A 15,118-nucleotide genomic window follows, 5' to 3' on the forward strand; every position below is an offset into this window, starting at 1 on the left:
CGTTGCGGGCGGCCGGCTTGCCGGAATTACCCGGCTTACCATTTGCACTCGCACCGTTGCCGGTTGTGCGGCGCTCGTCCGAGCTGCCAAGGAATGAAAGGTTCGATGCAATACGATTGTCACCGCCGCCCGTCCCGTTCGAAGTCACCTTTTTCGGTGTCCGAACCCGATTATCGCTATTTGCGCCACGGGTATCACGGGCATCGCGGCTATCACGGCGTGCACTATCGCGCCCATGCGGGCGAGCCGCTGCGCGATCAGAACGCTCGTTATTGCGATCATTGCGTTCGTTACGATCCGCACCCGCTTTGATACCGCCTTTGTAACGGCCGGAATTTTCCGATCCGCTGGCGACATCACGCGTGGTTTCTTCGGTGCGACGACGATCATTATTCCGGTCATTGCGATCATTACGACCACGGGCCTCATTGCGCCCCTGACCATTACGATTGCCTGCACCCGGACGACCACCGCCATTCCGGCCGCGTCCATTGCCATTGCTGGCACGGCGTTCCGGATTTGCATCGCGCTCGGCTTTTGAAATCGCGTCCTGCTCAGCGGCTGCCTTTGCATCGCGACGATCAATTACCGGGATCGACTGACGGGTGGTTTTTTCGATATCACGCAGAAGACCGCGTTCTTCCTCGTCACAGAATGCAATCGCCGAACCGCTGGCACCACCGCGTGCGGTACGACCGATACGGTGCACATAGCTTTCCGGGACATTCGGAAGTTCGAAATTCACAACGTGGGTCACACCATCGACATCAATACCGCGTGCGGCAATGTCGGTTGCGACCAGAACGCCGATCTGACCATCCTTGAACGCGTTCAATGCACGTTCGCGCTGATTCTGGCTTTTATTACCATGAATCGCGGCAGCACTAATTTTGCAGCTTTCAAGATGACGCGCCACACGATCCGCGCCGCGCTTCGTGCGCGTGAAGACCAGGGTACGTTTGAAAAGCGGGTTATCAAGCAATTCCGCCAGAAGCTGACGCTTGCGGTTTTTCTCGATCATATAGACCGACTGCTCGACACGTTCCTGGGTCGTAGCAACCGGGGTCACCGAAACCTTGACCGGATCGGAAAGCATATCACCGGCAAGCTGCCCGATCTGGGTCGGCATGGTAGCCGAGAAGAACAGGTTCTGACGATCACGCGGCAGCATCTTGATAATGCGTTTTATCGGCGGCAGGAAGCCAAGATCAAGCATATGATCGGCTTCGTCGAGCACGACGACATCAACATTGTTCAGCTTCAGCTTGCCTGCATCGATATGATCAAGCAAACGGCCCGGCGTTGCGACAAGAACGTCAACACCCGGCGTAATCGCCTTGATCTGCGGGCCATGCGCGACACCGCCAACGACAACGGCAACCGAAACATTCATGAAACGGCCATAGGCACGGAAACTGTCGCCGATCTGGGCGGCCAGTTCGCGCGTCGGCGCAAGCACAAGCACACGGCACGATTTGGCCGGGGTGCGGGTTTCGTTTTTGGAAAGACGGTCCAAGATCGGCAGTGCAAAAGCAGCAGTCTTGCCAGTGCCGGTCTGTGCTATCCCCAGAAGGTCTTTGCCTTCGAGGAGAGATGGGATGGCCTGCGCCTGGATCGGCGTGGGCACATCATACCCTTCATGCTTGAGAGCGCGAAGGACGGGCTCGGCCAGGCCGAGATCCGAAAATTGGGTCAAATAAAAGTATCTCTTGGTATTGCGGCAGCAGAGGGAAGGGAATCGGCCCTTGAATGTATTACGTCAGCTCTGCGCCTTGCATATTCTTTCGGAAAAGCCCGCGTAGTAGGGCCCTTCAATGCGGTTTTCCGGTAGATCACTCAACAGGCGAGGCCAATAAAGTCCCCTCTACGCTTCTGGAGCGATCAGATAACAAGGGCACCATGCGCAGAGTTTTATCGGCTTGTCAAACACCATGTTTGTCATGAGCCACGCTTAAATTGCAAACAAGCCCGTTGCTTAAGCATTCCGGGCTTGTTTTAACGACAAATACTTCCACCCCTAATTAGCTGAACAAGGGCTCCCTGCCCCGAACGGGTTTGCAGCCGCGCATGGATTGGTCGCAGCACACGGGTTCATATATTCGTGGCGCGGATTTACCGGTGCGCAGGGAGCCGGGGCATATCCGGGGCCACAGGGCGAAGCCGCGCAAGGATTCCCAGCCTTGCATGAATTGTAGACGCCGCAAGGATTTGCTGCACATGGGCTGGCTGCGCAAGGGTTGGCACTGCACGGCGCTGCGGCACAGGGATTTGCCCCACACGGATTATATCCTGCGCAAGGATTGGCGGCACACGGATTGGCAGAACAGGGATTCGCCGAGCAAGGGTTTGCAGCACACGGATTACCCGCACATGGATTGCCCCTCGCCACTGGATTGTTGGCCGGATTGCTGATTGCCGGTGGATTGACGGGGGCATTGGTATGATTGAAATGATCAAACGCCACCGCCCCACTGGCCGCGAGGAAAACCGCACCAAACAGGATTGTATTTTTTTCACTCATGACTTTTTAAATCCGTCCATGCCAAATACCGGGCGAAGGGCGATCCCTATCCAGCTACCGGCAAAGGCAGCAACAAACCAGAGCCAGCCATGCACGCTGCCAGATGCGATGCCGCTAAAGAACGCGCCGATATTGCAGCCAAATGCCAACCGCGCCCCATAGCCCATCAATATTCCACCAATCGCCGCCGCCAGAAGCGACGCAAACGGTACCTTGACCTTGGGCGCGAATTTGCCCGCAAGGCTTGCCGCCAATGCCGCCCCGATCACGATGCCGAAATTCATCACCGACGTATTATCCGCCAGTACCGAATTTGAAAGCGCCTTGGCCGGACCGGCCCAGTTCCAGAATTCCCAGGTTTCGACTGGAATGCCAATGCCTTGGGCGATCTTCGCACCCCAAAGACCAAACCCGAACGTGATAGACCACGGATGCCCCGCGCTCAAAAGCGTTGCGACGTTAAGCCCCGCCAGAAGAACACCGGTCCCGACCATCGGCCAGGGACCATGCAGCAACCGGGCAAATCCCGCACGCGGCGCGACCGGTGCGGCTTCAATCGAACCATGTGCACGCTTTTCAACCCAGACCGTGATCAGCGCAATCAACACCAGACCGGCAAAGGTCACGCCCAAACCACCCCAGATACCGAACTCGGTACCAAGGCTAATGGGCGGCATGGAAGGCAGCTCAAGCCACATTGGCAAATGCGCCGTACCAATCACCGCCCCGATGATAAAGAATGCAAGCGTCAGCAACATGCGCGCGCTGCCACCACCAACCGTAAACAGCGTGCCCGATCCGCATCCACCGCCAAGCTGCATGCCAAGTCCGAACATGAACGCACCGACCAGAACCGAAACACCAACCGGTGCCACCGCCCCCACAATCGGTGTACCAAGGGGTGCACCAATGGCAAGCAACGGAATAAACGCCGCCGCAGCAACGCCAATCATCAAAAGCTGGGCCCGCATCGCGCGGCCGCGCTTTTCAACCGAAAACCGGCGCCAGCCACCGGTGAACCCGAATGACGCATGATAAAGCGCAATGCCAAGCAATCCGCCAAGACCATAAAGCACGGCCTGATGGATATCGACGGCCTGCGCAATAAGCACCGCGACAATGACAAACAGGATAGCAGTAACGGCCGCCGGTCCTTTATCAAAGCTAAAGCCCGGCACGGGGGCGCTTGGTGCGCGTTGGGAAAGGGTCGTTTCAGACATGGTGGTGACGCTCTATCTGACAGGGAACCTGAAAACGAACGGAACCGGAATCACCGGTTCCGTTAAAACATCGCGTATTATAGGGACGTTACGCCGTATTTCCGAATTATTCCGGAATGACCACTTCGCGTGACGGATCAGCCGCCCATTCGGTCATCGAGCCGTCATACATACGGGTGTTTTTGTTGCCCATCACTTCCGAAAGGCCAAACCACGCAACCGATGCCCAATGGCCGGTATTGCAATAGGTGATTTCTGCGCCGTCCTTGGCAACACCGGCATTTTCCACCAGTCCTTCGATCACATCGGATGCGACAAACGCACCCTGCTGATCATTATAAAACTCGGACTGCGAAATATTGACTGCCCCCGGAATGGCACCAGCACGGGCGACAACACCGCTTTTGCTTTCGCCCTTGTATTGCGAAACTGGGCGGGCATCGACCAGCGCAACACCATTTTCACGTGCCTTGGCAACGTCATCGGCGGTCGCCAGAAGCTCAGGGCGGAAATTGGCATTGAAGGCCACGGCCTGTGGTGCAACCGCCTCGCTTGATACCGGCTTACCGGCGGCTTCCCATGCACGCTGCCCGCCATCAAGGATGGTTACGGCATCATGACCCAGCACCTTGAAGGTCCAGTAGACACGCGTGGCCGAACCGAAATCCGAGCTGTTCTGACCAGCCGGGACGACAACAACCTGTTTGTCATTATCAATGCCAAGGCTGCCGATCCGGGCCGATATCACATCAATCGGTGGCAACTGGCCAACAACCTCGCCAACCTTGGCGCGCCAGCCGAACTTGCCATAAGGCGCAAAAACCGCACCCGGAATATGCCCGGCATCATAGGGGCTGCCTTCTTTGGTCAGCGACCGGATATCGACAACCACCAGTGAAGGGTTTTCCAGATTGTCCGAAAGCCATGCGGCATCGACCAGCGGCTTTTCGGTCAGGCGTTCGGCCTGTGCTGCCGCGCCGCCAAAGACAATCGCCACTGCCGCAGCAGCAGAAAGAATAAGAGAACGCATGGGGCCTGTCTCCGATTTAGTGAATTAGAAATCTGTGAAACTTATATAATCACCACGTATACAATGTCAATTAATCGAAAATAACAGTTATTTTTTGTTATAAAATGAAACACCGTTAATTGAGCAACCCTTTTGCCTTTAAACGCTAAGGTCTCAGCCCGTTCAGATACCGCGCATATTCACGTGCGAACGCATCATGGGTTTCGCTGTTGCGCAAGGCAGGCGGGCGGGTCAGGAAGCCATGCAGGGTAGCAATGATAAATTCAGCCACCGAAGACGGCTCGATATCGGTGCGGATGGTTTTATTGAATTGCCCATGGCCCAGATGAAGCGCCAGCCCCCGCCGCCAATATCGGTAAACCCCGTCGATCCGCTTGCGCAGATTGTCATCAAGTTCCGCCGCCCCAGATGCCAGCCGCGCCAGCGGACAGCCACCTTCAAGCAGCTTGGGGGCTTCTTTGGTACCAAGGCTATCGACCTGCCCCATCATGACAGGCAGAATATCTTCCTCGCCATCCAGCGGCTTTAGCCAGACATCATCAATATATTGCGGCAGGCACTCCTCGATCACGGCATAGGCGAGTTTCGCCTTGCCGGGAAAGTGATGATAAAGCGCCCCCTTGGTCGTGCCGGTACGGTCCAGAATCCGGTTGATCGATGCCCCCGCAAACCCCGCCATGCGGATTTCGTAGAATGCGGCATCAAGGATCAGTTTGCGGGTGGCCTGCGGATTGCGGGGCTGGCGTGTGGTCGCCATGGCATTTTGCGAATGTTCGGCAAGCGCGTTTTCAATCGCGCCCTCATCCACCGGCTCATCCGGATGGGAAATCCGGGCCAGTGCGGCATTAATGCTAAAGGGCGGTTTGCTCATGATTTTTATATCTTGTGCCACGTTTGATAAGGCTGCCCAAGGTTCCCCTGTTTTTGATCCAAGGTCAATACGAGAGCACATTGCACCTAACGTGCCCCTGCTCACAGCATCCCCGTCCGCAAGATGATCCAGCCCCTTGCAATTCCAAGCAAACCAGTCTCTATTACGGGATTACGGGGCCGTGATACGGTTCCCATATCCGGCCGGAAACGGCATGGAAACGCATATCAAGACCAGGCCAAACGCCACCCTCTTAACGATTATGGTGGCATGCGATGACAGGATCGCATTCGATCGGAAAGCAGATGCATATTCATTCCATCGCCTTTGTCGCTGCCGACACCAAAATTGCCCAAGACGCGATGTATCGCTTAAAGCATCGCTACGGCCATGTTTCGCCGGACACCGCCGATGTCATTGTTGCGCTTGGCGGCGATGGTTTCATGCTCGAAACCCTGCATCGTTATATGGGCCGCAAGGTGCCGATCTATGGCATGAACCGAGGCACGGTCGGCTTTCTGATGAATGAATTCCGCGAAATCGATCTGCCCGAACGCATCGCCGAAGCCCAGACTGTCGAACTGCACCCGCTTCAGATGGAAGCCCACACCATGCAGGGCGAAAGCATGTGTGCGCTTGCGATCAACGAAGTTTCGCTTCTGCGCGAAACACGGCAGGCGGCAAAACTTCGCATCAAGATCGACGGGGTTGAACGGCTGGCCGAACTAGTCTGCGATGGCGCACTGGTCTGCACACCTGCCGGAAGTACGGCCTATAACCTGTCCGCACACGGTCCGATCCTGCCGATGGGAAGCGGCCTTCTGGCCCTGACCCCGATCAGCCCGTTCCGCCCGCGTCGCTGGCGCGGCGCGCTTCTGCCGCACGGTGCCGAAGTTGTTTTTGATGTGCAGGACCCGCAAAAACGTCCGGTTTCCGCCGTGGCCGATTATACCGAGGTTCGCGATGTCTCGCGCGTAATCATCCGCGAAGACAGCAACATGAAAATCAAATTGTTGTTCGATCCCGAACACAATCTGGAAGAACGCATTCTTAAGGAACAATTCGTCGAATGAGTGCCGCCAACACAACCGCCATGCCGTCTGCGGCAACCCTTGACTGGCTCGCCAAACTGATCAGCCATCCAAGTGTTAGCCTGACCCCGAACCTTGCCCTGATCGAACAGGCGCAAAGCTATCTTGAGAGTCTCGGCTATCTGTGCGCGGTTGTGTTTGATGAAACCAGAAGCAAGGCGAACCTGTATGCCACCATCGGCCCGGCGGTTGATGGCGGCGTGATCCTGTCAGGCCATAGCGACGTGGTCCCGGTCGAAGGCCAGAACTGGGCATCCGACCCGTTCACCACCGATATCCGCGGCGACAAGCTTTATGGCCGCGGAGCATGTGACATGAAGGGCTTCCTTGCCTGCCTGCTGGCCAAGGCCGAAACCTTCAAAAATGCCGATCTGCGCGTGCCGATCCATCTTGCCTTCACCTATGACGAGGAAGTCGGCTGCCTCGGCGTGCCAAGCCTGGTCGAGGCAATCAACGCCCTGCCCCATAAGCCCGCCATGTGCATCGTGGGCGAACCCACCAACATGCAGGTCATTACCCAGCACAAGGGCAAATATTCCGCCCGCGCGCATTTCACCGGCCGGTCGGGCCATTCGTCGCTTCCGGGCGAAGGTGTCAATGCGGTTGAATTCGCATCCGAATTCGTGGTGTTCCTGCGCCGCCTTGGCCAAAAATTCCGCAATGAAGGCCCGCATGATGACGAGTTCGTTCCCAACCATACGACCTTCCATAGCGGCGTGATCCATGGCGGCACACAGCTCAACATCATCCCGCAGAATTGCTATGTCGATTTCGAATTCCGCAATCTGCCCAATCATGACCGCAACGAACTTAAGGGCCTGATTTTCGATTATCTCGACAACACCCTGATCCCGCAAATGCGCGAAACCTATGATGATGTCGGGGTTGAAATCGAAGTCGTCTCCGACATGCCGGGCCTCGCCACCGGCGATGACGAGGAAGTCACCAGACTGGTCATGGAACTGACCGGGGCCAACACCACCGGCAAGGTCAGCTTCGGCACCGAAGCCGGTGTATTCTCGGCGATGGGCGACATCCCCACCGTTGTCTGTGGCCCCGGCAGCATCGAACAGGCCCACAAACCCGACGAATTCATCGAACTCGACCAGCTCGCGCGCTGTGAAAAGTTCCTGGATAGGCTTTTGGCGGTGTTGGTGCGGAAATAGACTTTTAGCCCAGATTGCTTCAAGGAAGCAGCCTTTGACGGCTGCTTCCTTTTTTAATCAGCTATCGAACTCGATTTTCAAGACCTCTCGATCAATCAGTTCAGACAAGGCATCACGGTTACGGGTCGCCTGTTTTCCAAGCCCCCCAAAGCCACCAAACATAACCTCGAATACAGCCGAACCAATATCTTCAAACGGTGTCGGGTACTGCGGTTCATAGGCAACTGTTAAAGTCCCCCCGGAAGCATCGAGTACTGATTTGGCCACCTCAGCCATGTCATTCTCGAACCGACTTTGGGGTGGATTTTCCGAAATTTGATGATCCAGCTTATGGAAAAGCTCTTTGCGATAGGCTGCCCCATCAAGAGCAGCCCCACTTTCCACACTGGCATATTCTGCAATCCGGTCTTTAAGACCCCGATCCGTCAAACGCAGAGAAACCGAATTCAAATCGGCCTTCCCCATGTCATCAAACATCCGCCCCATTGTATTAAAGCCACGCGCAGAAAAACGCTCCACTGGTGGGGCCGTGAAACGGCTGATACTGACTTCGAACTCACCATCAAGAAAATCAGGCATCGAAACCTCAACGGCCGCCAACACGTCACCTTTGGCTATATCATACTCATACTCAATACCAATATCGCCTCGCATAGCGTCCATTCCGATCAGAAACGGCGACGGTCCGCCAAATAGTCCGAACGGACTTGCTGCAATCGGAAAATCAACGTCTTCCAGCAGAAGATCGACACTTCTCAACTGGCCGCTACGTTCGTCCAAATCATAGTTCGAAACAGTTAATGCCCCAACAGTGCCCTCTGTTCCCTGCAAACTCAGTCGCAGGTTATACAAAGTCACGCTCTGCCCAATGAGGGACGCATCGATTTCACGATAACGGATGTCGCGATCAAGTTGGTTTTCACGAAGGAACCGGGCGATCTCGATTTCTGCCTCATTCGCGATATGACTTTGAAAGGCGAAATATCCCCCCACAAGAACCACAATCGCAACCAACGCTGCAATCAGCCCGACTTTTTTGCGACCTTTTCGGGAAGGCTCGGACATATGATTATTATTCTGTTCCATATCCACACCTATTCCCTTGCGCCTGACCATTGCGGATATTGTGACCGGACATAAGCCGCAACATCTTCTTTATTCATGCAAATCCGGCCATCACATTTCGTCGCCTTATCAACTGATATAACGCTATAAAGCGCGCCGTCGATCTTCTGGCCGTCCCCCATCCCGGAAACAAAATACCAATCACCTTCTTCTAGCCCCTCCCCCGTCAGATAGACACGCGATGGCCATTTGGCGCGATAACCGACACTGTCGCGATCCCCGACCTCCACAAAGGCCCGAACCGGAAATTTCTGGCCGCGAGAAAAGGCGCTGGCGGCAATATCATAGGGATTGTCAAAAGACGGATTGCCATCGTGATGCAAGGCCGCAAGCTTGGCCGGAACGACACCATCTCCGGCAAGACTGTCATAAAGCTTTTGCGCTTGCGCATCCTCGCGTTCCTGCTGAACACGGCGCAGCTCTTCTTCATGGCTGCGCTGGGCAGCAAGACGCTGTTCCTCGGCCCGACGCTGCTCTTCTGCGGCCTTCCTCACTTCGGCCATATGCTGTTCACGCGCCGCAACAAACTTCGCCTCATCATGATGGACCAGCAAATAATCCTTTTGCTTTCCGGTATAGATTTTAACATCAATGAATTCGGCTTTAAGCTTGTAAAAACGGTTCCAACGCTCGTCTTCAAGCCCACCATCCTTTAACCGTGCACGATAAGTAACATGGACTTCATTGCGCGTTTCCTGCAGTCGATCAACCGCGCTACGCCCTAAATTATCCGGCAAATAGATTTTTTGGTTAAAACTATCTGGTAGCCCTTCGAAACTAACGGACACCTTCCCTGCAATTACATTGTCATTGAAGTTATCATACCTGCAAGTCAGAGAGTAAGTCTTCGCCCGAGGAGTAAAGCTTCCAATATCCAACATAGAGGTATCAAAGTCGTAGCCCCGGTCGACGCGAAAATCGAGGGTAAACTCAAAGACGTCACCGGCGGCCAGTGAACTAACCAAAACCCCCGGCCTGACCTTTTCCCGCCAGTCCCGATAATCAAATTCATTGTTTTTTACCGCGTTATATTCTTTGCAGCCATCTATTGACGCTAACTGATCAATCACACGATCATCGTTCAGGGCCTCGGGATAGTATTTCGCTGCAAGCCAAAAGACATTCTCGGCCGTCAAGGAAACCGGCTTCACATCCGGTTGCTTCTTCTCAACAACAACCGGCTTTTCCTGCTTTGCAACAGTCGGCGCTGGCGGCGCTTCCGGTACTTCGGTTATTTCTTTCGCTGCATCGTCTTTCGGCGACACATCCTCCGCAGTTTTTTGCGCGGGATCACCCACCGCAGCCTCTGGCGCAATAGCCCACCCACTGGCCTTTGCAATACGGAAATCGCGTGTCAGGGTACCGGCGCTGTCGGTTACCTCGACCCTGGCCACTTCCATCTGCGGGCATTCCGCGTCAAATACCTTTGCGATTGTCGGAAAAAGGGTTTCTTCCTTATCGACCAAAGGACTGTCGGCGTTGCGTGCAAGCTTCAAATGCGCATCCGCTTTGCACCAATTATCGCCCCCGACGCCAAACAGCTCGATGCCAAGCTTCGAGGACCGCGCGATCTGCTTTGTTTCTGCCGCTTCAACGTCAAACGGCAATGACAAAGCCACCGCTGATATCATCAGCGGTGCCAAAATAAAACGCCGATATCCCATCAACCCAGCTCCCAGACACCATCCGGCGACTTGCAGGCCGAATAGTTTTTCTGCTCGCTCTCGCTACCGTCACTTACTGTCATGGAAACATCGCGACAGGTCGTCTGCACGATAAGGGTTTCGGTCTCAAACTCTGCGTCAAGATCAATGACATCGCTATCGCGTTCGACAACCTTTTCCTCGGCGACCTTCGCTGCTTCGGGATCTTGTGCCGTATCTGCTGCGGCCATCTGCATATCGGGGATCACATTCGGCTCTGCCAGAAGCGTGTGATACACATACCCAATGGCCTTGCCATCACGCCCCACCAGATACCAGTTACCATTGGCAACACTACCAACCGCATTGATCCGGTCTCCTGCCCGCAATCCTGTCAGGACATCAGAATCCGTCGAAGGCGCGGAACGCACATTGGCCCCCTTGGTGACCACACGCTCTTCACCGACAATCGTCATACCAACCGGGCTTGCCACGACTTTCGGGCGCTGCACTTCCACCTTGGCTGCAACCTGGCGGGTGTTGGTCGGAACAATTTCCGCACTTGCCCCCGTATCGGGGTTGTTCCAGGTAACCACATCGCCATCATTTCCGGCATCAAGTGTCTGATTGGTTCTTTGCTGCACGGCTTCGGCGTCCGTCGGGTCCAGCATTCCCCCGATCCAGTCGCCAATCATATAACCCGCTGTTGCCCCAATCGCTGTCGCAACAAGCTGCCCCGTGCCGTTCCCGAATTGCGCACCAAGTATCGTTCCGCCAACCACCCCAACGATGGAGCCAACGGTCTGTCCGGTAGTTTTGTTACATCCCCCAAGGGCAAGTAAAGACATCAAAACGAGCGCGGTCGTGCCACGTAACACTGCTTTATTCATAAAAGTATGCCCCTGTTAAGCAAATCAAACGACTGTCCCTAATAAAGATTTATCGAACTAAACTTTTAGATGTCAATGCAACTTGAACACACGCAAAAGCAATTAAATTGCTTGAAAAAAACCAAGATCAGTGAAACAGAAATCGTCAATTTGCCTATCCAACACAAAGGAATAGCACCTGAAAGTTGAAACCCATTCGAATGAGTAGGGAAAATTACCCGCTTGACCTTATGACCATGTCGGGACAAAACAAAAGGGCCGGTGCATTGCACCAGCCCTTCTTACGCACGCGCAACGGCGGGGTCGGGGGACTGCGCAGACAAGTCTGCAACCGTCGCGAGCGCGCCGACAAAGCCGGTCTGTTAAATCAGACCGGCTTTGCTTTTTGGTTTATTCCGCCGGATGTTCGTGGGCGGCTTTGACGTCACCGCGTTTCGAACGGCTTTTGGCAAAGGTGCCAACAATCAGCACGAAGAACAACGGCACGAAGAAGATCGCAAGGATCGTGGCCGCAATCATGCCGCCCATCACCCCGGTCCCCACCGCGATACGCGCCCCCGCACCGGCACCGGTACTGATCGCAAGCGGCAAAACGCCCAGCGTGAACGCCATCGAGGTCATGATGATCGGACGCAGACGCTGGCGCGCGGCCTCGACCGTTGCCTCAAGCAGGCCCATCCCCTGATCATAAAGCTCACGCGCGAACTCGACGATCAGAATGGCGTTCTTGGCCGAGAGACCAATCGTGGTCAGGATCGCCACCTGGAAGTAAACGTCATCGGGAAGCCCGCGCAGCAGCGCTGCAATCACGGCCCCCAAAACGCCCAGTGGCACGACCATCATCACCGAAACCGGAATGGCCCAGCTTTCATAAAGTGCGGCAAGGCACAGGAAGACCACGATCATCGACAGGGCATAAAGGGCCGGGCCCTGTTCGCCTGCTTCGCGTTCCTCATAGGAAAGCCCCTGCCATTCAAGGCCGATGCCGCCCGGAAGCTTGGCAACGATTTCCTGCATTGCCGTCATCGCATCACCCGATGCAACGCCCGGTGCCGCCTGCCCCTGAATATTGACAGACGAAAGACCGTTAAAGCGCTCCAGTCGCGGCGAACCATATGTCCACTGCGTGGTCGAGAAGGCCGAAATCGGCACCATCTCGTCATGGCTGTTGCGCACATACCAATGATCCATATCTTCGGGCATCATGCGGTATTTCGCATCTGCCTGCATATAGACGCGCTTGACACGGCCCTTCTCGATGAAGTCGTTGACATAGCTTGAGCCCCAGGCAGTTGCCAGCGTGCGGTTGATGTCGGCAATACTGACACCCAGCGCGCTTGCCTTTTCCTGATCGATATTGATGTCGAACTGTGGTGTATCATTCAGGCCGTTCGGACGCACCCCGACCAGACGCGGATCCTGTGCCGCCATGCCAAGCAACTGGTTTCGTGCCGCGATCAGGGCATCGTGCCCCGCACCGCCACGGTCCACCAACTGCATGTCAAAGCCGTTCGCCGTGCCCAGTTCGATAATCGCAGGCGGGGCAAAGGCAAAGACCATGGCTTCGCGGATCTGGGCAAAGGCACCATAGGCCCGCCCGATCACCGCCTCAACCGACTGACCGGGCGATGTCCGTTCCGACCAGTCTTTAAGGTTCACAAAGGCGATACCCGCATTCTGGCCATTACCGGCAAATGAGAAGCCCGCCACGGTAAAGATACCGTTCACCACTTCCTTCTCGTCTTCCATGAAGTGCTTTTCAAGCTTCTTGAGAACCTCGACCGTCCGCTCCTGCGAGGCACCGGCTGGCAGCTGAACCATCGAGAACATGATCCCCTGATCCTCTTCCGGCAGGAATGACCCCGGCAAACGAACAAACAAGAAGGCCAGACAACCGACAAGAATGCCGTACACGAACAGATAGCGCCATTTGCGGTTCACAACATGACCAACACTGCCCTGATAGAAGTTGTTGGTCTTATCGAAACCGCGGTTGAACCAGCCAAAGAAACCCTTTTTGGCATGCGGATCGCCCTTGGACGGTTTAAGCATGGTCGCACAAAGGGCCGGTGTCAGGACAATCGCCACGATCACCGACAGCACCATCGCCGAAACAATGGTGATCGAGAACTGGCGATAAATCGCCCCGGTCGAACCGGCAAAGAACGCCATCGGCACAAACACCGCCGACAGAACCAGCGCAATACCGACAAGTGCACCGGTAATCTGGCTCATGGATTTGCGCGTTGCTTCACGCGGCGGCAAGCCGTCTTCATGCATCACGCGTTCGACGTTTTCGACCACAACGATGGCATCATCGACCAGAAGACCAATCGCCAGCACCATGCCAAACATGGTCAGCGTGTTGATCGAATATCCGAACGCCGCAAGAACACCAAACGTACCAAGCAGAACCACCGGCACCGCAATCGTCGGGATCAGGGTCGCGCGCCAGTTTTGCAGGAACACGAACATCACGACGAAGACAAGCGCGATAGCTTCAAACAGGGTCCGCACCACTTCCTCGATCGAAACCTTGACGAAGGGGGTGGTGTCATACGGATAAACAACTTCCATCCCCTGCGGGAAGAAAGGTTTAAGCTCCTCAAGGCGGGCTTTCACCGCCTCGGCGGTATCAAGCGCATTGGCCCCGGTCGCAAGGTTGATACCGATACCGGTAGCGGCCTGTGCATTATACCGCGCAACGACCTCGTAACTTTCGCCACCGATCTCGATGCGCGCCACATCGCCCAGACGGACCTGCGAACCATCCGTATTCACACGCAGCAGAATATTGGCGAATTCGTCAACGGTCGTAAGCTTGCTTTGGGCTGTAATCGTCGCGTTGATCTGCTGGCCCGGCACCGACGGCGCACCGCCGATCTGACCGGCCGTGACTTCCGTGTTCTGCGCTTCGATTGCCGAACTGACATCGGAAACCGCCAGGTTATAGGAAATCAGCTTGTTCGGATCGAGCCAGATGCGCATCGCATGCTGCGCACCAAACACCTGTACCGAACCAACACCGTTCACACGTGCAATCGGGTCTTCGATGGTCGACACCACAAAGTCCGAAAGGTCTTCGGCATTCATCGAACCATCGGCCGACACAAAGCCCGCCACCATCAGGAACGAACCGCTTGATTTCGAAACCGTGATGCCCTGCTGCTGAACTTCACTTGGCAGGCGCGACATGGCGGCCTGCAACTTGTTCTGCACCTGCACCTGCGCGATATCGGGATCGGCTTCGGGTTCAAAGGTCAGGGTGATGGATGCACTACCCGTCGCACTACTGTTCGACGACATATAGCGCAGGTAATCCAGCCCGTTCATTTCCTGTTCGATGACCTGCGTCACCGTGTTTTCAACGGTTTCCGCCGAAGCACCCGGATAGGTCGCCTCGATCTGCACCGATGGCGGTGCAATCGACGGATATTGCTCGATCGGCAGCTGCAAAATGGACAGCCCCCCCGCCAGCATGATCACCAGAGCCACAACCCAGGCGAAGACGGGGCGATCAATAAAAAACTTTGCCATTAGAAATCGTCCTTAATCGTCAGC

General features: G+C 55.5%; 10 protein-coding genes. 2 read left to right on the forward strand and 8 right to left on the reverse strand.

The features are described from left to right. The 4 genes from TH5_RS22310 to TH5_RS22330 all read right to left on the reverse strand — a co-directional run. Nucleotides 1-1,696, reverse strand: a 1,696-nt coding sequence (locus tag TH5_RS22310) for a DEAD/DEAH box helicase (protein ID WP_147250165.1), incomplete at its 3' end; no start/stop codon positions are given. A gap of 821 nt (nucleotides 1,697-2,517) precedes the next feature. Next, a complete protein-coding gene (locus TH5_RS22320) occupies nucleotides 2,518-3,741 on the reverse strand; it encodes a YeeE/YedE family protein (protein WP_114123729.1) in 1,224 nt (407 codons plus the stop codon). 106 nt (nucleotides 3,742-3,847) lie between these two features. Continuing rightward, a complete protein-coding gene (locus TH5_RS22325; RefSeq protein WP_114123730.1) occupies nucleotides 3,848-4,771 on the reverse strand; it encodes a sulfurtransferase in 924 nt (307 codons plus the stop codon). 145 nt (nucleotides 4,772-4,916) lie between these two features. Then, entirely contained in the window at nucleotides 4,917-5,642 is a 726-nt protein-coding gene (locus tag TH5_RS22330) for a TetR/AcrR family transcriptional regulator (protein WP_244205007.1), read from the reverse strand. A gap of 305 nt (nucleotides 5,643-5,947) precedes the next feature. On the opposite strand from TH5_RS22330, the gene TH5_RS22335 reads away from it, so the two are divergent. Both TH5_RS22335 and argE read left to right on the forward strand, forming a co-directional pair. Then, nucleotides 5,948-6,715: an NAD kinase gene (locus TH5_RS22335; RefSeq protein WP_114123752.1), complete on the forward strand. Its 768-nt coding sequence runs from the start codon at nucleotides 5,948-5,950 to the stop codon at nucleotides 6,713-6,715. Further along, nucleotides 6,712-7,899: an acetylornithine deacetylase gene (gene argE, locus TH5_RS22340; protein WP_114123732.1), complete on the forward strand. Its 1,188-nt coding sequence runs from the start codon at nucleotides 6,712-6,714 to the stop codon at nucleotides 7,897-7,899. The genes TH5_RS22335 and argE overlap by 4 nt, the downstream gene beginning before the upstream one ends. Before the next feature lie 57 nt (nucleotides 7,900-7,956). On the opposite strand, the gene TH5_RS22345 is transcribed toward argE, so the two are convergent. The 4 genes from TH5_RS22345 to TH5_RS22365 all read right to left on the reverse strand — a co-directional run bounded on the left by TH5_RS22345 (nucleotide 7,957) and on the right by TH5_RS22365 (nucleotide 15,094). Beyond that, entirely contained in the window at nucleotides 7,957-8,991 is a 1,035-nt protein-coding gene (locus TH5_RS22345) for a hypothetical protein (RefSeq protein WP_147250166.1), read from the reverse strand. A 2-nt stretch (nucleotides 8,992-8,993) separates the two neighbouring features. After that, a complete protein-coding gene (locus TH5_RS22350) occupies nucleotides 8,994-10,322 on the reverse strand; it encodes a hypothetical protein (protein WP_147250167.1) in 1,329 nt (442 codons plus the stop codon). A gap of 365 nt (nucleotides 10,323-10,687) precedes the next feature. Beyond that, the gene (locus TH5_RS22355) at nucleotides 10,688-11,557 is read right to left on the reverse strand and encodes an SH3 domain-containing protein (protein ID WP_114123735.1); all 870 of its coding nucleotides are present in this window, start codon (nucleotides 11,555-11,557) and stop codon (nucleotides 10,688-10,690) included. 390 nt (nucleotides 11,558-11,947) lie between these two features. Then, entirely contained in the window at nucleotides 11,948-15,094 is a 3,147-nt protein-coding gene (locus TH5_RS22365; protein WP_114123737.1) for an efflux RND transporter permease subunit, read from the reverse strand. Between the last annotated feature and the right edge of the window lie 24 nt (nucleotides 15,095-15,118).

Origin of the sequence: Thalassospira xianhensis MCCC 1A02616, from assembly GCF_003326475.1 — a bacterium.
Lineage (GTDB): Bacteria > Pseudomonadota > Alphaproteobacteria > Rhodospirillales > Thalassospiraceae > Thalassospira > Thalassospira xianhensis.

What these genes read in the sequence shown, in the direction of transcription:
- argE (WP_114123732.1), top strand. Translation starts at nt 6,712, where the DNA reads ATGAGTGCCGCCAACACAACCGCCATGCCGTCTGCGGCAACCCTTGAC.
- TH5_RS22320 (WP_114123729.1), bottom strand. Translation starts at nt 3,741, where the DNA reads ATGTCTGAAACGACCCTTTCCCAACGCGCACCAAGCGCCCCCGTGCCG.
- TH5_RS22335 (WP_114123752.1), top strand. Translation starts at nt 5,948, where the DNA reads ATGCATATTCATTCCATCGCCTTTGTCGCTGCCGACACCAAAATTGCC.
- TH5_RS22355 (WP_114123735.1), bottom strand. Translation starts at nt 11,557, where the DNA reads ATGAATAAAGCAGTGTTACGTGGCACGACCGCGCTCGTTTTGATGTCT.
- TH5_RS22325 (WP_114123730.1), bottom strand. Translation starts at nt 4,771, where the DNA reads ATGCGTTCTCTTATTCTTTCTGCTGCTGCGGCAGTGGCGATTGTCTTT.
- TH5_RS22365 (WP_114123737.1), bottom strand. Translation starts at nt 15,094, where the DNA reads ATGGCAAAGTTTTTTATTGATCGCCCCGTCTTCGCCTGGGTTGTGGCT.
- TH5_RS22330 (WP_244205007.1), bottom strand. Translation starts at nt 5,642, where the DNA reads ATGAGCAAACCGCCCTTTAGCATTAATGCCGCACTGGCCCGGATTTCC.